The sequence below is a fragment of the Cohnella abietis genome (assembly GCF_004295585.1).
In the GTDB taxonomy this organism is placed as follows: Bacteria; Bacillota; Bacilli; order Paenibacillales; family Paenibacillaceae; genus Cohnella; species Cohnella abietis.
Genome location: NZ_AP019400.1, coordinates 2,128,350 through 2,149,454, shown reverse-complemented (window position 1 = coordinate 2,149,454; position 21,105 = coordinate 2,128,350). Strand labels below are relative to the sequence as shown.

The window sequence follows — 21,105 nt, the reverse complement described above, 5'->3', positions numbered from 1 at the left end:
TCCGTCGTATCGACTCCTTTATCTGTAATCCGGCTTTGCCGGTCGGGGAGTGAACCCTAAGTGGCTCAGCCCGTACTCGGCATCCTGACCTTATATTTGAACGATTCCAAAGTACTAGAGGAAAGACCCGTTTATGAGAAAATGATTTCCGCTGGCAGGCGGATTGGCATATCGGTGTTTGTCTTCACTCCTGAAGATGTTGAGGAAAGCAGCGGTAAAATTCATGCGATGGTATACAATTCAGAAGAAAAGCGCTGGGGCAGACGCTGGGTACGATTCCCCAACGTTATCTATGACCGTTGCCGCATTCAGAGAAGCCAACGCTTCCAGCGTCTGCTTGCTTTCCGTAAACGTTATTCCCACCTGTTGTTTCTCAATCGCCCCTTGCGTAACAAATGGACGATTTACCGCACGCTTAGTAAAGTTGCACTATTTCGACCACATCTACCGATTACAAGATTGTATCAATCTGCAGATGATGTACTAGCGCTGCTAAAGAAATTCAACACCGTTTACTTAAAGCCGATTAACGGAACCGGCGGTCGTGGCATTCTACGCATAGACCGGGGAAAAGACGGAGCTCTGCTCTTGCAGGGTCGCAACCATTCGCGAAGTATTGTGCAGCCTCGAAGAATAGCGCGAAGCAATCTGGCTTCGGCACTTGGGAGCTGGGATATGCATGGCGACAAGTACATCGTGCAGCAAGGACTCAATATTAGGCTGCCGAGCGGTCGAATTCATGACTATCGAATGCTGGTGCAAAAAAACAGCTCTGGGGAATGGGAAGTAACGGGATGCGCAGGACGTGTTGGACCTATTAGAAGTATTACCTCCAACCTGCATGGGGGAGGAGAAGCTGCATCTATGAACTCCCTTATGCGGCAATGGATACGCAGTGATGCCACCCTTTCCCAAATTCGAGAAAATGCCGAGAAGTTCGGATTAAGCATTGCTCGGCACTTAGAAGCTTCATACGATGCATTGTGCGAGCTGGCACTGGATTTAGCGATAGATCGAAGCGGACACGTATGGCTTATAGAGGTCAATCCGAAGCCGTCTCGTGAAGTATTTAAGAAAGCAGGGGAGCACGAGGTATACCGTAGGGCGATTGTTCGTCCCATTGAATATGCCCTTTGGGCTTACCGTCAGAACAAGGATGCACGAAACCCGAAAGTATCTGTTAATGATAGCGATGGAGTGGAACAGCGGCTACTTTCAGACTTGGATTCTGATTCTGAGGATAATTGATTTAATGTAGCCGTCAGTGCTCTAATTTCTTACAATGCAAAGAAGCTGCACATAATTATTTATGTGGCAGCTTCTTTGGCTATATTTCGTTAAGGAAGAAGCTTTAATATCTCGGGAAACGACTGAATGATCGCATCCGAGCCATCCAGCTCCCCATCACGACGGAAGCCGGCATAATCGCAGCCAACCACGAACAGCTCATTGCTCTTACCTGCCTCCACATCAGAAGAGCGATCTCCTACCATCCATGCGCTTTGAACGTCGAAAGTATCCAGTAATTGACGAACTAAGTCCACTTTGGTTGTAGTTGCAAATTCACCCGCGCTGTACATCCCCTCGAACCAATCCCCGATTTCTTTTACTGCGGGAACTCCCTTTACATAATCCTCTAATCCATTGCTGGCGATGAAAAGCCTAATGCCCCTATCACGCAGCTCGCTTAGCGTATCGGCAACTCCTGGATACAGCTGGCCACGTCCAGCCGCCAACTCTTCCATTTCATATTGCAGCATCAGTACATTTGCACGTTCATGGGCCGCCGGTGAGCCATCCGGCATGACACGTATCCAGATGTCTGACAGAAGCATGCCGAGAGATCCCAGTAAAATTTCGATAGGTGGTAACGGCTGCTCATAAAGGCCCTCTGCACGTAATGTTTCGAACACTCGACGATGTACAGTTTCCAGCAGTGTCTCCGTTTGGAATAATGTGCCGTCCAAGTCGAAAATTATAGCTTGAGGCATTGTAGTAGATGTTGAGTTAATAGCAGTCATAACAATCTCCTTAAAAGCGTTTTTTCCATCATACCCTATAAATGTAGTCCTACAAAATCAATGACAGCTATGGTTTCTCCAGTAGATCATGCCCGATATAATACATTCGTGCATTCGCATACATGAATATAATCTGATGTAATTAAGGGACAACTTGCAGTTTAGCTTAGTTTCTTAATGACCTTCTCTACCCGCTTGCGTTTGCTATCCTTCTCAATTTCTATTAAACGTGACAACAGTGTCTCTACAAACAAAGCTCTATCCCGATCATGGATGACTGGCATAGCATTTTCTGCATACATAGGCAACTGATTAGTCGGACAGCTCTCAAGCTGCTTGATCAAGTGGGGGAAAATTTGATCAGTATAACGCTCAACTGAATAAAGCTTGATGAGTATGCTTACTCCATGATCCCTCGTAATAACGGATCCCGTGTTCGCTGTATTCATAATAGATGGCAGCGCCTCATAAACAGCTTGAGGATCGGCAGACGCAATCGCGTCAAGCGCCGTCATTGCTCCCCACACTAAGCGATTATTCTTATTTGTGAGCAAATCGACAAAAGTCTGAACATGCTCTACTAGGAAAGTGGGCTTAAGCATTCCAATCTCATAAAGCACCTTAATACAATCGCTTTGAATGCCCTTGTCCTTGTGACGAAGGTTATCTATCAGCTCTTGCACATCAGCCTTGTCCCCTTCTTCAACAATCAATTGAGCCAATAACACGTTAGGCTCCTCATCCTTACGGTGAAGCGAAGTAGCTAGTCTGCTTACAATCGTCATCTCAAGTCCGCTCCTTTTAAGCTTGTTAATATAGCTTATTATAACAATTGTGCACCTTCGATGGTATTTGTCCCAAACTTATTAGCTGTCCGATACATATTTTGATTTGTAATACTAAAGAAAAATATGTGGAATAGGTGGATGTAAATGCACATTTTAATAGTGGCACCGGAGCAAATCCCTGTTCCCCAAATACTCGGAGGATCCGTTGAAATATCGATACTGGCAATCGCCAAGCAATTAGCCCGCTTACATCGTGTGACGATTATTAGTAGGGCCCATTCCCGATATCCGCGTCACTCCACAATTGAAGGAATTCACATTTACCGTGTGCCAACCGGAAGTCCAATGACTTACTTATCCCATGTCAAAAAGTTTATTAAAGGCAAAAGCTTCGACTTAGTTCAGGTCGACAATCGGCCAAAATTTGTAGGTCCATTGAAACGAATGCTCAAGGGAACTCCCATTTCCCTATTCCTCCATTCCTTAACCTTTGTTAGCCCACCCTTTACCTCCCGGCTAGCAGCTGCTAAAGATTTAGCTCAAGCGGATATCATCATTGCAAACAGCTCGTCCTTAAAGCAACAGCTCTCTTCAAGGTTTCCCAGAGTCTCAGGACAAATCCGTAAGGCTTGGCTTGGTGTAGATACAAACCGGTTTCACCCTACCAGCAATGCGAAGCAAAGCAAAGCTTTCAGAGTATTGTTCACAGGCAGGGTCATTCCTCGCAAAGGCGTTCCTGTTCTGCTTAAGGCGGTCAAGCATGCTCAAGCCTCATCAAGACGCCCTATACATGTCGTTATTGCTGGAGGATCATCGCGAGCCGGCTACTTGAACAGTATGCGTGCCCTATCTCATAAGCTTCATGTTAATACCAAATTCCTTGGTACCGTTCCACACAGCCGCATCCATAAAATATATCGCCAAGCGGATGTATTCATCTGTCCATCCCAGCAGCACGAAGCCTTCGGTTTGGTTAATGTTGAAGCGATGTCTTCCGGCTTGCCTGTCATAGCCTCTAACAACGGAGGAATCAAAGAAATTGTTAGAAATAACAAGAACGGCATTCTAATTAAAAGCTACCATCGTCCGCAAGCATTCGGAGCTGCAATTCTACGGTTAATTAACGAGAAGCAAACGAGAAAGAGCATGGCCCTTCAAGCGCGTAAGGACTGCCTGGAACGCTTTAGCTGGAAGGCTTCCGCTAAACGGCTTAGCCATATTTACTCCCGTTTGCGTAAATAAGGAAGTTGCGGGTTCCCATTTGAAGTAGAAAAACAGCAATTAACAAAGCAAATGGCGTTCAAATTGACAATCAATTTGAACGCCATTTTTCTTTTGGACTACCAGAAAGTATAAATTTCTATGTCTTTATACTCATCTGGTAGCTCGATACAAACGTGTATAGCCGTCCTAAGGACGGCAAAGCCGTTTTACTTGATACCCATGCTTTTTCGCGATTTTGACCCATGAGTTGACAGGGAAATGCATAGGGAAATAATGAAAATAGTTGAATCCATCAAAAACAAACCGAGCAGGTTGATTGTATACAAAAGTTAACCACTCTTGCAGTGGGCGGTTAATTTAATCCTTATTGCTACTAATCTAAAGACGATTTTCCATAAAACACAATTGTCATGTTGTCATTTATTGCTTTTGTTTCACCCGTTCTTTTATAACCTAACTTTTCGTATAAATAACAGTTTCCTTCTTCTTGCATGATAGTGTCAAGTTCCCATGACTTAGCATCATCATATATCTGTTCTATCATTGCAAATACCTTTTGGGCAATTCCTTTTCCTTGGTGTTCTGGCATAATAAATATTGGGCTGACACGATAAGCTTTATTATCCTTTTTCACGACTCTAATTCCACCAACAGCAAGCTCAAAGTTTTTTATTATATAATAATCTGTAAAGGATTGATTGATTCGAGTAATAATTCTTTCCACAGATTCATTCGCGGGGCTTGTGTCATAATCCTGATATTTTTCCAATAAGGGCATAAATGCTCTGACTTGCATTTCATAAATAGTCATTGCATCTTTTAAGTTTGCTTTACACAACGAAACTTCCATTAATATACCTCCAAATTACACGATTATTAAAAATACGTATGTTGGTACATCTTCTATTAGCTTTAGTATGAAAGGGACGCTCGTCGCAGTTTGGTTTTTGTTTCATTTACAGCCAATAAACAAGTTGAAACTAACATATTTTTCTTATTCGACGTTTTATTCTCATATTCCTTGACCCTTGTCTTATTTCGGTAAATATGACCACATACCGAAAAAAAGTAAATGTTTTTGTCAGTTCTAATGTCAAAGGACAGTACGCATAGGCACTGTCCTTTGAATATTACTGCGACAAATATACTGTCATATTGAATGTAAATTGCTACCTTTCTACTTCAAAACTTAATCGATGATAAAAAGAGGGGAAGTATCTCCTGTAGGAGCGAAGCGTTTGTCTTTGAGATCGTGAAATCTCCTTGTTAAGAGCTTACCCATTCAGATTTCACGATCTCAACCCGGGGTCCCCGTAAAGTACTCGGAAATGACTACAAAGCTTATCTTCACTTTACGGGGTGGAGCAACAACCGGAAGGAGATACATCCCCGCAAAACTATAATCGATATAAAAAAAGCACCCATAAGTTCGTCAATTTTGGGACAGCCCCCAGCCTGATTTTATTTTAATCGGCCATAGGCTTTGGCATAACGTCGAATTTTTTTGAATATGGACGGGTCGGATAGCTTTCTGAAAATGTAGGGATCTGGTGCGGTATTAACCTCTAATACCCATGGCGTCATCGTTCTATCCATTCCCACGTCTACCCCAATTTCGCACACCCTCGGAAATTTCCTACGCATAGCCTGTCCCGCACGAACACCCATTCTTTCAAGTGAAGCTATCTTTTTCTCCACCGCCTGTTTGGCTAAGTAGCCTCCTAATAATTTTCTAACCGGCGTTAACTTTCCCCCTCCATGATAGTTGGTAATGATTTTACGGGGAGCAGAAACCCGACCAATAATGCCTGTCGTTTCCCAGACCCTGCGCGGGCTCCATTGGACCATGACACGTAAATCGAAGCGACGCCCTTTATGAGTGAGTAAATGAACACCTCTTTGTACCAAGTAACTCCTGCCCTTAGTTTCCTTTCGAATCGCATCATACAGCGCTTCATACGTTCGAAATGTGCGAGGATGCTCCCCCAGTTGAAACCGGTATTGTCCATTGGAATGTTCAACTTTCATAACACCCTTACCATGAGAACCCATATCTGGTTTCACGTAAACCATAGAAAACTTCTGAAGCATGCTCTTGAGCTGTAGACGATTAAATCGGACGGTTTTCGGAATGATTTTGTTGAATTGTGTGCTATGCAGCAGAGCAGCTGTTTTTCTCCATTTACTACCTACATACTGAGGCACTTTTCACTCTCCCTGAACTCAGATTGCTCCATCTGAATTCAGTTTATGTAATGACGTAATACAAGGAGACAGAAACGGGCTGTATTATGCTTATTGGGCATCTGACTGCTTGCGATTGCGACGTTCAATCCAATATTGATAATAAGCGATAGATGCGACTAACCAAGCAGCACTTGCTAGAAATCCTCCGATAACGTCACTTGGATAGTGCACGCCAACATAAATTCGACTGATTCCGATCGTCACAGTTATTAGACAGCCTGCAATAATGAGTACAACTCGAGCAAAAGCGCTTCTCATGTGTTTCCAAAGCAAAAAACATAGCACACCATACAAACTAAATGCTGCCATAGAGTGTCCGCTCGGAAAGCTAAATCCATTCGCTTCGACAATCCGATGCAATGTTGGACGAGCACGTTGAAAGATTAGCTTTAATCCGGTATTCAACAATGCGGAGCCAACCACAACACCCACGAAGAATATAAGCTCACTACGAAATTTCAAACCGAAATAAAGAATAACCATCGCAACCACAGTTATTATAGCAACAGGTATTCCTTCTCCGATAAAAGTGAAAAATTTCATAAAAGCCGTAAGGCCAGCTGACTCCTGACCCTGTACTACTGTAATTATGCGATCATCAAACCACGCAATTTTATGCACTCCAATCAAGGTTGCGATAGCCGCAAAGCCCAATGCACAAATGATGCTTATAATGTAGGAACGTGCAAAAATGTTTTTTATACTGATTTCCATTCTCTCCTGTCTATGGAGCAGTTTCATCACACAATGACAAATTCAATTGAATTATTTATAAAAGATGCTTTGGAGGGCTTTAATGCCCTATAATAGCTAAAGCACCAAGTTTCCGGTAAATGGAAATAAATTCATAATATTATTTAGAGGAGTACGACTAAATGAAAGATTTCGCTCGAATACATATGGCCTATGAAAAATAAACGAATCGCTACACTTGTGTATGCCGCTCTAACCTTTATTGTCGTATTGTGCCTATTTCCGAAATTTTCTTACAACGACCCAGATACATTTTGGCATATCGAGCTTGGAAAGTACATGTTACAGAATGGAACAGTATTGCATCATGCCATTAATACGTTCTATAACGATCAATTGCCTTATGTTCCTCATGAGTTTGGTTTTCAGATCATCATCGCATTGCTATACAAGGCATTCGGATGGCCGGGAACCTATATATTAACCGCCCTATGCCTTCTATTGCTTACACTCGGTTTATATCGATTGACCCGCGTTTCACGGAAAGAAATGGGGTTGGAGCAGCACCATTCCGTTATGTATCTATTTGTTCTGGCCGTAACTTGCTGTATTTACTTTTACTATTTCACAGCAAGGCCTCAAATGATATCTGCCTTTTTGATTGTTTGGTTTTTCGTTTACCTTAGGGAATTTCGAATGCAGCAGTCAAGCAAATACGCTATATTGATGGCTTTGATCTCTATGGGTGTCGCAAACATCCACGCAGGGGTTTGGCCTGTAATTGCTGTGTTTACAGCAATGGCTATTATTGAAGCTTGGGCAGAAAAGAGGCTGGGTAAACGGAATATTATCGCCTTCGCTTTTGTATATATAGCTGGTCTTATTAACGTAGGTGGTCTAAAAAGTATTTTTTATATCCTTACGGTGACGAAAAATAATTTTAACATGAGAATAGACGAATGGCAGCCTATCAATTTCGGTGAATGGATTAACTTGCCGCGGACCGTTCTCCTGCTACTGTTTATGTGTATTATCCCATTTGTATTGCATAAAAAGCTATTTCGATTCATGTTCATGCTCGGTATCGTTTATTTGGGAATAGCTAGCTACAAACAGAATTTGTTCATGTGGCTGTTTATCCCTTATTTTGCAGCAACTGTCGTGGATCTCGTGCCCTATACGAATAAGATTCGCATTCAATTAAGCACTAAATCGATAGCTATCTTTCTAGCTGCCGCCCTTTCCGTAAATTTGATATTCGTTAGCGTGTATCCTGTACAAACCAATAAGCATGATTATCCAGTTGAAGAAATGACATACATTTTGAAACAAAAGCCAGATGGAGTTCGTCCTAAGGTACTGGCACCTTATGGCTCATCTGGGTACGTCAATTTCCGAGGTGGTGACATATTGTGCGATGGTAGACAGGACCCATTCGTCACCGATGAATCCAAGGGAGTATTCGGGTGGACGGCTTTCGAACGCTCCATGAATGGCTTCTCAGACTATTTGACGGATATTGTAGCTTACGATAAGCCCGAATATGTCATTACAAGCAACAAATTTTATGGCAGGCCATTCAATAAAATGATTGAGAAGTATGGACAGCCCGTATTTAAGGGGACATATGGGAATGTGTTTCTAATTAAGTAAAAAGAGGCTGACCCCGAGCGATACGCTTTGGGCAGCCTCTTTTATTTGGGATACTATATACAGCAGCAAAGACCTCAAGGGTCCTTACTGCTGCCTTCTAAGTTACCACTATGATTGCGGATTGCTTGGATTGCTTGGAGTGCTTGATGTGCTTTCTCCAGTAATATCTTTCTTAACCGCATTATCTCCCTGCGCCAGCTTACGAAGCCACTGGTTCACATCCACACCAGTTAATGCTCCAACCGTTTCTGGCATCTTAGCAAGCAAGTCAGTCACATATCCTGTTACCTTACCTGCACCACCATTTGGACCGCTGCCACCCCCATCAACGATAACGATTTTCTCCGTCTTCGAGAGAGGCTCTGCGATTGCTCTTGCAATTTCCGGAAATTTGCCCACAATAAGCTCAATAATAGCTGCTTCGCCATATTTCTTGAGAGCATCAGCGATTTTATCCTTAGCTTCCGCTTCTGCTAATCCCTTGAGTCTAATAACATCCGCTTCTGCAGTTCCCTCTGCTCTTTCCTTATCTGCGTTCGCGTTACCTGCCAACCTGACTGATTCCGCTTCTGCTTTCGCTTTCGCTTCAATCTGATAGCGGTCACCCTCAGCCCGCTGCTCTTGAGCAAAACGTTCAGCTTCCGCTTGTTTCTTCACCGTAGCCACGAGCTCAAGCTCCCGGCGCTCTATCTCCTTCGATTCTAGCTCGATTTGCTTCTCTCTTTCGATGACCTGGATTTGCATTTCCTCACCTTTTACCGACTGCATGGAACGCGCCTCTTGGAGCTTATAGGCTTGATCGGCCTCAGCCTTCTTCATGTCCTGCTCCTGCTTAAATACCGCTTTCTTCACTTCCATTGTCTTATGGGCCTCGGCAATATTCGTCTCAGCTGTAAACTCTGCCTTCTTGCCATCCTCCAAAGCTTTGGATTTGGCAACCTGCTCATCCCGGTAGGCATTAGCCTTGGCGATTTCCGCATCCCTCTTTACAGAGGCAATCTGTGGCTGTCCAAGGGCATCCAAATATCCGTTCTTATCTCTAACGTCGCGAATAGTAAAGGAGACGATTTGCAGTCCCATTTTATTCAAGTCGCTTGCCGCAACCTCTTGTACATTTCTTGCAAATTCTTCGCGGTTTTTATAAACGTCTTCGACTGTCATTGTACCGAGAATGGCCCTCAAGTGACCTTCCATCGTCTGGGTGGCGATACTCTTCAGCTCCACATCAGGCTTACCTAAAAACTGCTCTGCCGCGGTAGCCATAGACTCCTGATCACCTTTGATCTTAATCTGGGCTACTCCGTCGACCATAACAGGAACCCCGTGGACGGTGTACACTTCAGGTGTATGTACGTCAACCGTCTGTACTTGAAGGCTTAGGAAGGATGCATTCTGCACGACAGGCCATACAAATGTTCCTCCTGCCTTGACGATTTTCATACCATCCTTAGTTAGTGCCCCTGTCACGATCATCGCCTCATCTGCTTTGACCGTGCGATATCTTGATGCAAATACGATTACCAGTAAAATAACGACAATTACAATGCCTACTGGGATATAGATCGTTGAGTCCAAGTTCAATATGATCTTCCTCTCTGTGTGTAATCTATTAGACTTTCTCGACCACGAAGGTTCCTGCCATTTCATCCAAAATTCTGACCTGAGTGCCTTGCGGGATTACGGCATCCTCGATGGCTTTGGCAGGAGCGCTATGTCGGGTTCCCCCCTGCTCATAGACGATCTCCCCAAGTCGCAGCGCTTCAATGGAAGTAACCACCTTAGCTTCAAGCCCAATCATTGCTTTAGCCGATAGCGCTGTCCCTTTCTGTGCCGCATGAAGCGGAATAACGACTAGGAAAAGCACTAGGGATGAGACGCCGAGCGCTACAACCATCGACAAGCCTGCCACTGAAAGCGCGGACCAACTCGTATTATGTAACAGCATATAACCGACACCGCCGAATACCGTTAAGAAGGTCGCAATAATAGTTGGAGATAAGAACGGTAGGTCTCCCGTATGCATTTCCAAGCCGAATAAATCTCCCACAACAGCCGAAATAATTGCGTAACCAACTCCGATTCCGAACAATACGATCAATACAGTTTCCAAGCTTTCCCTCCCCCCTCCCTTAAGGATGATGGTTCTTCTAAGTAATACGCATAATCCGCTGGAAAGTTACCCCTATTTTGTTTCAATCAAGGATATTTAGTAGTTTGTTTTAAAAAATAAATCCTCCCGAGCAATACGCCGGAAGGATTTATTTTTTTCAGAATATGGATAAAATCGGAATACTGAAAATGCAACTTTTTTTCGTTCGCTATCTAAATTGTGGAAGCTTCCATAGTTGCTCTATAAAGACGCGAATGTTAATACAACTAGACTGGAGACTTCATCGTTAGCCCTACTCATCATTCAATTTCTTTAGCATTGCTGCGAGACTAATCTCCGTGAACTTGCCTCCACTGAATGAAAGCAGTCCGCGAAGCGGCATGTGCTCCATGAAAGCCTTCACCATAGCCTCATGCTCGGAGCCAATTGCAGCTGCAAAAGGCAGATTGGCAAGAATTTGTTGAACAAGTACTTTTCCTAACGGGGTCTTGCCCACCTCAGACAAAGTCGAATTGCGGTGAAACACCGTCTTGCGAACTGCTGTTGACTGCACAGTCACCGTCTCGGACAAGATGATATCCTGTGAAGAACGGCCGAGCATTAACTCGAAATTCCCTGTCTCCACAGTCCATTCGCTAACTTCGACATCGTAATAGGCAAAGCTACGCTTATCCAGCTTGAATGTTACCGTCTTGGACTCACCAGGCTCCAGCTCGACCTTATCGAAGCCCTTCAATTCCTTATTTGGCCGAATAACTGAGCTCTCCACGTCACGAACGTACAACTGCACGACTTCTAAACCTGCCCGCAGACCTGTATTGGTCACTCTTACTGATACTTTCAGTGATTCGGTATCCTTCAATGTCTTCTTGTCTATAGTTAGGTCTGCATAGCTAAAGGTCGTATAGCTAAGCCCATGACCGAACGGGAACAGCGGTGCCAGCCCCTTCTTCTCATAGTAACGGTATCCGACGAATATCCCTTCGCCATATTCGACCTTATTCCCCTCACCTGGAAAGGACAAATAAGAGGGATTGTCGCTTAACTTCACAGGGAATGTCTCGGCAAGCCGCCCAGAAGGGTTAGCATCGCCAAACAGTAGATCGGCAATGGCCCCGCCAAGAGCTTGACCTCCCAAGTACGCTTCTAGTACGCCCTTTATACTGCTCAACCACGGCATCTCAACTGGTGCGCCGTTGCTCAGCACCACAACCACATTCGGCTGTGCCGCAGCTACTGCCTCAATAAGAGCAACCTGATTTGCTGGTATACGTAAATGCTGACGGTCGAAGCCCTCGGACTCGTATCGCTTCGGAAGTCCAGCGAACACCACGACAACGTTAGCAGTTGAAGCAACTCTCACCGCCTCAGCGGTCAGGTCAGCGTCTAACTCCTCCGCGTCCAAATTGTACCCCTTTGCGTAAAGTAGCTCAGCACCCTCGCCGGCTGATTTTGCGAGTTCCTCGCTAATGTCCTCAAGCCGAGTAGGCTTAATCTGAGAGCTGCCACTGCCCTGGTAGCGCGGCTCCTTAGCCATCGCTCCGATAACCGCAATCTTGCCTCCCTTTGCCAGTGGCAGGATGTTGTCTTGGTTTTTCAAAAGCACCATGCTTTCCCGTGCGACCTCGCGAGCCAATTGATGATGCTCCTCGATATCGAATACAATATCAGGACGTCGGCTGTCTACCGACTTAAATACGACACTCAGAAGCCGCTCGACTGCTTCGTCAATTTTCTTCTCTGCCAATTGACCACTTCGTACAGCTTCAATGATCTGCTTATCACCCTCGCCGTAGCTAGCAGGCATCTCTAGCTCAAGCCCCGCAGCAAGTCCCTTTGCCCGATCGTTCACAGCGCCCCAATCTGAGACGACAAAGCCCTCATGACCCCATTCATTTTTCAAAATATCCGTCAGCAACGTCTCATTCTCTGATGCGAATTCGCCATTCACTTTATTGTAAGCACACATGACCGTCCATGGCTGAGCTTGCTTCACCGCTCCCTCAAAGGATGCCAAATAGATTTCACGTAGCGTTCGTTCGTCTACAATTGAGTCGGATGTCATACGCCGATGCTCTTGGTTGTTCGCTGCGAAATGCTTTAGTGAAGTGCCTACCCCTTGACTCTGAACGCCGATAATATGGTTAGCCGCCATCTCTGATGACAGAAATGGATCCTCAGAAAAATATTCAAAGTTCCGTCCGCAGAGTGGGGAACGCTTGATGTTCGCCCCTGGACCTAACAGCACGGCTACGTTTTCAGCCTGGCACTCTCGGCCTAGCGCTTCGCCCATGCGCTGGATAAGCTGTCGGTTCCATGAGCTTGCTACACCAGCCGCAGATGGAAAACAAGTTGACGGCACACTGTCGAATAGCCCGAGATGATCCGAAGATGCTCGTTGCTTACGCAAGCCATGCGGTCCATCCGTCACCATCACAGATGGAATGCCTAGCCTTTCAATGCCTCGCGTATGCCACGTATCCAACCCCGAGCACAGACTCACCTTCTCCTCCAGCGTCATTTGAGCAATCAGCGCCTTAATATCCCTTATTTCCTTCATATATTAGTCCTCCTTTTAATTGTTGTTGAGAACAGCGCACCTACCATCATCGGAACCTGGTTGTCCTTCCCCGCCTTTTCCTTGTCTATTGAGACTAATTTCATTGTAAGACGTTCACGCGAACGACTCTGCTCGAATTACGACTTCTTACTACCACTTTCCCGACTTTCGCCACCCTTACGGGAGGTTTGACGAGCTTGTCGATATTCAAGCGGAGACTAGTGGAGGACCTAGTGAACGGTGGGTTCTCTATTGTTACTTTTTGCTGGCTGGCGGGGGAGTTAGTGAACGCTGGGTTCTCTATTGGTTCTTTTTGCTAGCTGTAGGGGGAGTTAGTGAACGCTGGGTTCTCTATTGTTACTTTTTGCTGGCTGGCAGGGGTGTTAGTGAACGGTGGGTTCTCTATTGGTTCTTTTTGCTGGCTGGTGGGGGCGTTAGTGAACGCTGGGTTCTCTATTGGTTCTTTTTGCTGGCTTGCGAGGGTGTTAGTGAACGCTGGGTTCTCTATTGGTTCTTTTTGCTGGCTGGTGCGGGAGTTAGTGAACGCTGGGTTCTCTATTGTTACTTTTTGCTGGCTGGCGGGGGTGTTAGTGAACGGGGAGTTCTCTATTGATTCTTTTTTGCGGGCTGGCGGGGGCGTTAGTGAACGCTGGGTTCTCTATTGTTACTTTCTGCTGGTTGGCGGGGGTGTTAGTGAACGGGGAGTTCTCTATTGGTTCTTTTTGCTGGCTGGTGCGGGTGTTAGCGAACGGGGAGTTCTCTATTGGTTCTTTTTTATAGGCGGACGGCAGGGTTAGTTAACGGTGGGCATGCTTATTTCTATTGTTACTTTTTTCAAGCTGGTGGAAGAGTTTGTGGATCGTGGGTACGCTAAAGGCAATCCCCTGAGCAAATGGAGATTGCCTTTAGCTTCTCTTAATACACCTTTTTCTGGTCGCGGTCTGTCTTAAGTATTTCCACCGCTTCTTTGAAGCGTAAGGAATGTATGATTTCACGTTCTCTAAGAAATCTAAGACTATCTTGGAGATCCACGTCATCCGTGTAATCAATAAGCCATTGATAAGTAGCTCTGGCCTTCTCTTCCGCAGCTATGTCTTCATACAAATCGGCAATAGGATCGCCTTTGGTTCCAATATAAGCAGCCGTCCAAGGTACCCCAGAAGCATTATTATAGAACATAGCGCCGTCGTGATTAACAAAGTTCGCCCCCAGTCCAGCAACCTCAAGCTGCTCCGGTGTCGCGTCTTTAGTCAGCTTATAAATCATCGTCGCAATCATCTCGAGGTGGGCAAACTCCTCTGTTCCAATATCTGTCAAAAGACCTATTACTTTGTCAGGAATGGTGTAACGTTGATTCAGATAACGTAAAGCAGCCGACAGTTCACCATCTGCTCCCCCGTATTGTTCCACTAAATAACGAGCCATACGAGGATCGCACTTGCTTACTCTAACAGGATACTGCAGCTTTTTCTCATAGATCCACATCTTCTCGCCTCCTTATTAAACCTGCCATGGCCACGGACTATCGACCCATTGCCAAGGAAATCGACTGTAGCTATGACCATACTGCAGTAAAGGACCATGCTTCATCTCAAATTCGTTGGCTATTTGTTGACGCCGCTGAGCAAGCTGATTAAATTGTTGGACGGATTGCATATCTGTAGGATGGGTATCTAAGTACAAGGTTAGCTCAACGAGTGCAAAATCAACCTTCTGAAGCTCTTCAAGCTCCTGACAATAATTTTCGTCTCCTCGCAAGCCTTTGTCTGCCTTTTTGTTTCGCTCATTACGTTCATTACGTTCATTGCGTTCATTACGTTCATTGCGTTCATTGCGTTCATTTCTTTCATTACGATCGTTCCGATCATTTCGCTCATTGTAATTACTTTGATCATTTCGATCATTGAAATTACTCCGATCGTTCCGCTCATTGTAATTGCTCGGATCATTCCGAACGTTTCGTTCATTTCGATCATCGTTTCTGTTATATCGCTCAACCATTTACCTTCCCTCCCTTAGCCGATCTTCTAGAAGGATAAGGGCTGTACAGCGCTGGCCATAACGTACCACGACGAAGTGCTTCTTCTAAAGGAAATTGGGGTAGATTCATTGGCTGAAAATTGATGAATTGATTCGGTGGAACGATGAACCATTTTACACGAATTGGGGGGCACGGATCATTCTGACTGACATAAGGCATGTAATCTCGCCACTGGGCATCATACATATGGTCTATTCCTCCTCTGATGTTTATCACGCGCTCACGGCATCCCATATACCCGCTTATATCCTATGCACTAATACAAGTTATTCAGACATTTTTGTTACAAGTAAAACGGCTTTGCCGTCCTTAGGACGGCTATATACGTTTGTATCGAGCTATCAGATGAGTATTAAGACTTAGAACTTTATACTTTCTGATAGTACAAGTAAAACGGCTTTGCCATCCTTAGGACGGCTATACACGTTTGTATCGAGTTATCAGATGAGCATAAAGACATCAAACTTTATTCCTTCTGATAGTCAAATTAAATTCCGATTGACTTTATCGGAATATCTTGGTAACATCATTTTCATAAGAATAGTGGATCTACCAGTTATCTGGAGATTCGTCCCTGTAATTGCCATAATTGGCTTTTGGGGATGAATCTTTTTTTATGGCCATAATTCTTACTTAACCAATTGGAATTTAAGTATTTTGAGAAAAGAGAGGAAAACCTCATGGAACTGTTCTGGTTTATCCCATCCTACGGAGATGGTCGCCACATTGGTACGAACCATGGCGCCAGGGCAATAACGCCCGCCTACCTCCGGCAAGTCGCACTGGCAGCTGATGATTTGGGTTATGAAGGTGTGCTACTGCCGACAGGCAGAGCCTGCGAGGATGCTTGGGTGCTAGCATCTACACTAATTCCGATTACACGCAAGCTAAAGTTTTTAGTCGCTGTCAGACCCGGTCTGATGTCCCCGACGTTAGCAGCAAGAATGGCGTCCACGTTCGATAGGGCATCGGAAGGTAGACTGCTTGTCAATGTAGTAACAGGAGGGGATCCAGAGGAGCTAGAGGGAGACGGAGTTTATCTCGATCACAGCTCTCGTTATGCCTTAACTGAGGAGTTTCTGCACATTTGGCGCAGCACACTTAGTGGAGAAGCCGTTGACTTTGAAGGGAAGCATTTACAGGTTACTGGAGCGAGAATATTTTATCCTCCTGTACAAGCGCCACATCCGCCGCTCTTTTTCGGTGGCTCATCACCGGCAGGAATTGAGGTTGCTGTAAATCACTGCGATGTGTACTTAACTTGGGGGGAGCCTCCTGAAAAGGTTAAGCAGAAAATCGATGATGTTCGCCGTCAAGCCGAGATTCGTGGTAAAAAGCTGCGCTTCGGCATTCGACTTCATATCATCGTCAGAGAAACCGAACAGGAAGCTTGGGAGGCTGCAGATAACCTAATCCGCTATTTGGATGATGATACAATCGCCAAAGCTCAGAAGGTGTATGCAAGAATGGATTCACATGGGCAACGTAGGATGGCTGATCTGCATGGAGGAGACCGCTCCAACCTTGTTATTAGCCCGAATTTATGGGCAGGCATCGGCCTAGCTCGCGGGGGCGCGGGAACTGCACTCGTGGGAAGCGCGGAGCAAGTAGCAGAGCGGATTAAAGAATATGCCGATTTAGGTATCGAAACATTCATCCTCTCTGGCTATCCTCATTTGGAAGAAGCGCATCGAGTAGCGGAGCTTCTGTTCCCGTTATTGCCGCGGAAATCTTCTACATCTCCGACGAAAGAACAAGCTACACAAAATGCTTTGGGGGAGATCGTAGCTTATGAGCATTTTCCAAAAGCTAACTGAAATAACATGCAGGAATTCACCCTTCTGCAGAGGTAGGGAGGTGTTATGTCGATGAATACCCGCAATCTTGGAATATCATTGCTAGCAGTCATTATCGCCTTCTCAGCTTGGTGGATCGTCAGCGTAAGCGGAGCGGTTAGCCATTTATTCCTCCCAACCCCAGTTGCAGTGTGGAAAGCTTTCTTGGAGGTTATTAACGAAGGCTACAAGGGTAGTCCTTTAGTTACTCATATCGGTGAAAGCCTCAAGCGATTAGCTATTGCATTTGCCATTGCTCTTCTTACTGCCATTCCGATTGGGATGTTAAGTGGATATTTCGCCAAAGTACGAGCATTCGTCGATCCATTTATCGAGTTTTACCGGCCACTTCCTCCTCTTGCTTATTACACAATACTTGTTCTATGGCTGGGCATTGGTGATTCCTCGAAAATTGCACTATTAGCCTTGGCTGCATTCGCTCCGCTTTACTTGGCCGTTGTTTCCGGCGTATCTAAGGTACCTAAGGATAGGATTAACGGGGCCAGATCTCTCGGCGCGAAGGATTGGGACATTTTCGTCCACGTTATCTTTCCCTCCACCCTACCGGATCTTTTTACAGGTATCCGTACCTCAATTGGTATGACCTATACGACACTAGTAGCAGCAGAAATGGTGGCGGCCGTTTCGGGTATGGGCTGGATGGTACTAGATGCAAGTAAGTTTTTACGTAGCGACATTATTTTCGTAGGCATCATTCTCATGGGGTTAATTGCCGTTCTGATCGACGTGTTGATTAGATGGCTCGAATATAACCGCGTTCCTTGGAAAGGCAAGGAATAATACAAAAAATAAGGAGAGGTCTATCATGCCAGCAAACAAATTAAGAAGAAAAGGTTTACTTGGGATTCTTGCCATTATTGTTGTACTATCCACTATTCTATCAGGCTGCAATTCGAGCAAATCAGGAGGAAAGGACAAATATCCGAAAGAAGTGACTATCGGCTATCAAGTCATTCCTAACGCAGAGCTATTGGTTAAAACAAAAGGGTTAGCTGAGAAAAAGTTTCCGAATGTGAAAATTAACTGGAAGGCATTCGATTCCGGACGTGATGTGAATACGGCTATTGCAGCAAATAGTATTGATTTGGGCCTTGCTGGATCAGTTCCCGTCGCTATCGGAGTTACTAATAAGCTTCCCTACCAGGTCTATTTTCTACATGATATTATCGGCGAAGCCGAATCTCTAGCTGTTCGCAATAGCTCGGGTGTCAAGAGTGTTAAAGATCTAGCAGGTAAAAAGGTAGGCGTACCTTTCGGCTCCACCGCGCATTTCAGCCTGCTGTCCGCATTGAAATTAGAGGGCTTAGACGCCTCTAAGGTTACGATACTTGATCTTCAGCCTCAGGATATTCTTGCTGCATGGCAGCGTAAAGATATCGATGGCGCCTTCGTATGGAATCCGATCCTAAGTAAGCTCATTGCCGATGATGGCTCAATTCTTGTGACTGCACAGCAATTGGCAGACAAAGGTAGCATTACCGCTGACGTAGGTGTCGTTCGGACTGCATTCGCGAATGACTATCCTAATTTCTTAAAGGATTATGTGTCCGTCCTCGACGAGGCAGTTAAGCTTTACCGCGATAAGCCTGAAGAGGTAGCAAAAGATTTAGCCCCTGTGCTTAGCACAGATGAGAAAGATGCTCTTGCCCAGACGAAACAGCTCGTATGGCTGACATCTGCAGAACAAAGCAATGCCAAATACTTGGGCAGTAAAAAGAGTGAAAGCGGCTTTGCTGACGTCCTTCTCCAAACGGCACAGTTTCTAGTTGACCAGAAGCAAATTCCATCGGTTCCTAAGCTGGAGGATTTCCAAGCAGCCATTCGTCAGGAAGCATTAAAGAAATAGGAGGCGATCGGCATGGCTCTCTCTATTGCCCACACACAGCTACCTGAAGCCTCTCCATCTATTGATGGAGAGCTTCTCATAGCCGTAGAGGATTTGTCCTTGAGCTACGGCTCAGGCAAACGGAATAAACAGGTGCTTGGCCATATTAATTTAGAAATTCGCGAGCAAGAATTTGTTGCCGTGTTAGGCTCATCTGGCTGCGGCAAAACTTCGCTCCTCCGTATTCTCGCTGGGTACGAGCAGCTAAGTGCCGGTCGAATCAATGTACTGGGCAAGGATCGGGTTTCCCCCAATGCAGACGTCGGAGTCGTTTTCCAGCACGCTAACCTGTTCCCATGGCTTAGTGTGCAGAATAACGTGCAATTCGGATTAAAAATGAAACGATTGCCGAAGCCGCAACGTGAGGAGATTGCTTCCGAAATTATAGCCCAAGTCGGATTAGCTCCATTCGCTCATTATTTACCTTACCAGCTATCTGGGGGTATGAAGCAGCGGGCGGCTATTGCAAGAACGTTAGCGGCTGATCCCCGGATTATGCTCATGGATGAGCCCTTCGGCGCCCTGGATGCCATTACTCGGGAAAATCTGCAATCCATGCTCAAGCTTATCTGGAAAAATAGTCGTCGAACAGTCTTTTTCATTACTCACGATGTGGATGAGGCCTTATTCTTGGGAACACGAATCATCGTCATGAATGGTTCACCAGGAAGAATCGGTACGGATATCGCTAACCCGATCTTTGAAGATGGCGGGAGCATAGCCTCACTTCGTAAAAATAAAGAATATTCCTTTCTAAGGGAATCGCTCCTCGAACGTATGTAATCATTCATTCTGTCCGTAAATGGATACACAATAAAAGCTGCCCTCTCAATGCACGTATCGCGCTTTAAGCGTAATACACACATTTCTGAGGGCAGCTTTTTAATTACAAACCCTTTAACGATGCTACAGACCATTTGCAGAACATCGTTGGGCTGCCAAATAAGAAGGCGGATTTAAACGCGATGCCAGCTCCTGTAAAATGGTTTTTCATTTCCGTCATGGTAGTAATTGTTATTGGTGCTATACTTTTAATTACTTCCATGATAATAAAATAATGATTGCGGCAATTATCCAGTGGATTCGAACTGCAATCATTATTAACCTATTTTATTGCGGCAAAATTTTGTTGATCAATATCTACATTTTGACTGGAATTTTTCAGTAGTGATTCTTGGAAAGAGTTAAATGCTTCGAGAGTATAGAGTGAGTTATCAGATTCAATTAGTTTATTAATTATTATCCAGTTTCGATATTTGGAAAGCAGAACATCACTCTTCCAATACTCATTTTCGGAAAGACCACTTATGTTGATTAAGTTCTTCAATGCTTCCTTTGCTTCTTCTGAAACAGTTTGAAGGGCCTCTCTTTGCTCGTTTGCATAAGATTGTACCTCTTCATCAGACACCACAATGCCTTTTTCAATTGCATATTGCACAGTCAATTGTTTTTTAATCATATCGTTGAGAATATCATTGTTACTTCGATTCAATGATGCCCCCGCTTTTTTTTCAAACATTTTCACATTTTCACTGTTCTCACGAAATTCTTTATAAGTTATTTCTTTTGAACCAACTTTTGCAATTACATTTCCGTCAGGCAAATCCCCAGGCTTACTTAGATTAGCTTTCATGCCCGAGAATAATGAATCAATTGAAATTGGGGATGAAGCAAAAACTGATGTTGCTACAGTTGCCGTAACTGCAATGATTATTGCAACTATCGATAGATATTTTAATTTTTTTATCATTTTGATTCCTCCTTATGCAGTCCAGGTCCAAAAATCTGGGACAACATTACTCTTCGAAAGCGACATGTTGTTGATGACAATCCGGTCATCATCATACTTGGATCAAAAATATACACCCCTGCGGTAGGTAACGAAATGGTTGTTGGTCTTTTCTTAGCATAACATTAAATTATAAAAAATTGAACTTATTTCCAATTTTATCAAAACGAAAAGGTGTTGGTGCAGGAGGTTACTCCTGTGCCAACACCTTTCGTTTTTGATCAACTGCTGCTTGCTT

Annotated in this window: 20 protein-coding genes; 8 read left to right on the top strand and 12 right to left on the bottom strand. The window is 44.7% G+C overall.

Going from position 1 to position 21,105, the window contains the following annotated elements:
- Positions 1-60: 60 nt before the first annotated feature.
- Positions 61-1,248: a YheC/YheD family endospore coat-associated protein gene (locus KCTCHS21_RS08990; protein ID WP_170211422.1), complete on the top strand. Its 1,188-nt coding sequence runs from the start codon at positions 61-63 to the stop codon at positions 1,246-1,248.
- A gap of 89 nt (positions 1,249-1,337) precedes the next feature.
- Here KCTCHS21_RS08990 and KCTCHS21_RS08985 read toward each other — a convergent pair whose 3' ends face one another.
- Both KCTCHS21_RS08985 and KCTCHS21_RS08980 read right to left on the bottom strand, forming a co-directional pair.
- A complete protein-coding gene (locus KCTCHS21_RS08985) occupies positions 1,338-1,991 on the bottom strand; it encodes an HAD-IA family hydrolase (RefSeq protein ID WP_232058131.1) in 654 nt (217 codons plus the stop codon).
- 191 nt (positions 1,992-2,182) lie between these two features.
- Positions 2,183-2,806, bottom strand: coding sequence for a sister chromatid cohesion protein PDS5 (locus KCTCHS21_RS08980; protein ID WP_130606941.1), 624 nt, complete (start codon positions 2,804-2,806; stop codon positions 2,183-2,185).
- A gap of 147 nt (positions 2,807-2,953) precedes the next feature.
- On the opposite strand from KCTCHS21_RS08980, the gene KCTCHS21_RS08975 reads away from it, so the two are divergent.
- Positions 2,954-4,051 carry a glycosyltransferase family 4 protein gene (locus tag KCTCHS21_RS08975; RefSeq protein WP_130606939.1) on the top strand — a complete coding sequence of 366 codons (1,098 nt, stop codon included), beginning with the start codon at positions 2,954-2,956 and terminating at the stop codon, positions 4,049-4,051.
- Positions 4,052-4,406: 355 nt separating this feature from the next.
- Here KCTCHS21_RS08975 and KCTCHS21_RS08970 read toward each other — a convergent pair whose 3' ends face one another.
- The 3 genes from KCTCHS21_RS08970 to KCTCHS21_RS08960 form a co-directional block, all read right to left on the bottom strand.
- Positions 4,407-4,883 carry a GNAT family N-acetyltransferase gene (locus KCTCHS21_RS08970; RefSeq protein WP_130606937.1) on the bottom strand — a complete coding sequence of 159 codons (477 nt, stop codon included), beginning with the start codon at positions 4,881-4,883 and terminating at the stop codon, positions 4,407-4,409.
- A gap of 611 nt (positions 4,884-5,494) precedes the next feature.
- On the bottom strand, positions 5,495-6,238 hold the full coding sequence (locus KCTCHS21_RS08965; protein ID WP_130606935.1) for a YheC/YheD family protein: 744 nt from the start codon (positions 6,236-6,238) through the stop codon (positions 5,495-5,497).
- 90 nt (positions 6,239-6,328) lie between these two features.
- Entirely contained in the window at positions 6,329-6,994 is a 666-nt protein-coding gene (locus KCTCHS21_RS08960) for a phosphatase PAP2 family protein (protein ID WP_130606933.1), read from the bottom strand.
- Positions 6,995-7,186: 192 nt separating this feature from the next.
- On the opposite strand from KCTCHS21_RS08960, the gene KCTCHS21_RS08955 reads away from it, so the two are divergent.
- A complete protein-coding gene (locus tag KCTCHS21_RS08955) occupies positions 7,187-8,626 on the top strand; it encodes a hypothetical protein (protein WP_130606931.1) in 1,440 nt (479 codons plus the stop codon).
- A gap of 108 nt (positions 8,627-8,734) precedes the next feature.
- On the opposite strand, the gene KCTCHS21_RS08950 is transcribed toward KCTCHS21_RS08955, so the two are convergent.
- The 3 genes from KCTCHS21_RS08950 to KCTCHS21_RS08940 all read right to left on the bottom strand — a co-directional run bounded on the left by KCTCHS21_RS08950 (position 8,735) and on the right by KCTCHS21_RS08940 (position 13,296).
- A complete protein-coding gene (locus KCTCHS21_RS08950) occupies positions 8,735-10,201 on the bottom strand; it encodes a flotillin family protein (protein ID WP_408621796.1) in 1,467 nt (488 codons plus the stop codon).
- A 34-nt stretch (positions 10,202-10,235) separates the two neighbouring features.
- Positions 10,236-10,736, bottom strand: coding sequence for an NfeD family membrane protein (locus tag KCTCHS21_RS08945; protein ID WP_130606927.1), 501 nt, complete (start codon positions 10,734-10,736; stop codon positions 10,236-10,238).
- A 292-nt stretch (positions 10,737-11,028) separates the two neighbouring features.
- Positions 11,029-13,296, bottom strand: coding sequence for a glycoside hydrolase family 3 C-terminal domain-containing protein (locus tag KCTCHS21_RS08940; protein ID WP_130606925.1), 2,268 nt, complete (start codon positions 13,294-13,296; stop codon positions 11,029-11,031).
- A gap of 335 nt (positions 13,297-13,631) precedes the next feature.
- Between KCTCHS21_RS08940 and KCTCHS21_RS08935 the strand changes: the two genes are divergently transcribed.
- Positions 13,632-14,093, top strand: a complete 462-nt coding sequence (locus KCTCHS21_RS08935) for a hypothetical protein (protein ID WP_130606923.1) — start codon at positions 13,632-13,634, stop codon at positions 14,091-14,093.
- Positions 14,094-14,211: 118 nt separating this feature from the next.
- On the opposite strand, the gene KCTCHS21_RS08930 is transcribed toward KCTCHS21_RS08935, so the two are convergent.
- From KCTCHS21_RS08930 to KCTCHS21_RS08920, 3 genes are all read right to left on the bottom strand, one after another.
- On the bottom strand, positions 14,212-14,781 hold the full coding sequence (locus tag KCTCHS21_RS08930; RefSeq protein ID WP_130606921.1) for a manganese catalase family protein: 570 nt from the start codon (positions 14,779-14,781) through the stop codon (positions 14,212-14,214).
- A 15-nt stretch (positions 14,782-14,796) separates the two neighbouring features.
- Complete coding sequence (locus KCTCHS21_RS31655) at positions 14,797-15,054, bottom strand: spore coat protein CotJB (protein WP_232058224.1); 258 nt, start codon at positions 15,052-15,054, stop codon at positions 14,797-14,799.
- Between the two features lie 235 nt (positions 15,055-15,289).
- Positions 15,290-15,523: a spore coat associated protein CotJA gene (locus KCTCHS21_RS08920; RefSeq protein ID WP_130606917.1), complete on the bottom strand. Its 234-nt coding sequence runs from the start codon at positions 15,521-15,523 to the stop codon at positions 15,290-15,292.
- Between the two features lie 494 nt (positions 15,524-16,017).
- Here KCTCHS21_RS08920 and ssuD point away from each other — a divergent pair, with 494 nt between their 5' ends.
- From ssuD to KCTCHS21_RS08900, 4 genes are read left to right on the top strand one after another with little or no spacing between them, the layout of a single operon-like run.
- Positions 16,018-17,154, top strand: coding sequence for an FMNH2-dependent alkanesulfonate monooxygenase (gene ssuD, locus KCTCHS21_RS08915; protein WP_130606915.1), 1,137 nt, complete (start codon positions 16,018-16,020; stop codon positions 17,152-17,154).
- A gap of 51 nt (positions 17,155-17,205) precedes the next feature.
- Positions 17,206-17,973 carry an ABC transporter permease gene (locus KCTCHS21_RS08910; RefSeq protein ID WP_232058130.1) on the top strand — a complete coding sequence of 256 codons (768 nt, stop codon included), beginning with the start codon at positions 17,206-17,208 and terminating at the stop codon, positions 17,971-17,973.
- 25 nt (positions 17,974-17,998) lie between these two features.
- The gene (locus KCTCHS21_RS08905; protein WP_130606911.1) at positions 17,999-19,039 is read left to right on the top strand and encodes a taurine ABC transporter substrate-binding protein; all 1,041 of its coding nucleotides are present in this window, start codon (positions 17,999-18,001) and stop codon (positions 19,037-19,039) included.
- A 12-nt stretch (positions 19,040-19,051) separates the two neighbouring features.
- Entirely contained in the window at positions 19,052-19,861 is an 810-nt protein-coding gene (locus KCTCHS21_RS08900; protein WP_130606909.1) for an ABC transporter ATP-binding protein, read from the top strand.
- Between the two features lie 322 nt (positions 19,862-20,183).
- Here KCTCHS21_RS08900 and KCTCHS21_RS08895 read toward each other — a convergent pair whose 3' ends face one another.
- The gene (locus tag KCTCHS21_RS08895) at positions 20,184-20,828 is read right to left on the bottom strand and encodes a SurA N-terminal domain-containing protein (protein ID WP_130606907.1); all 645 of its coding nucleotides are present in this window, start codon (positions 20,826-20,828) and stop codon (positions 20,184-20,186) included.
- Positions 20,829-21,105: the final 277 nt, after the last annotated feature.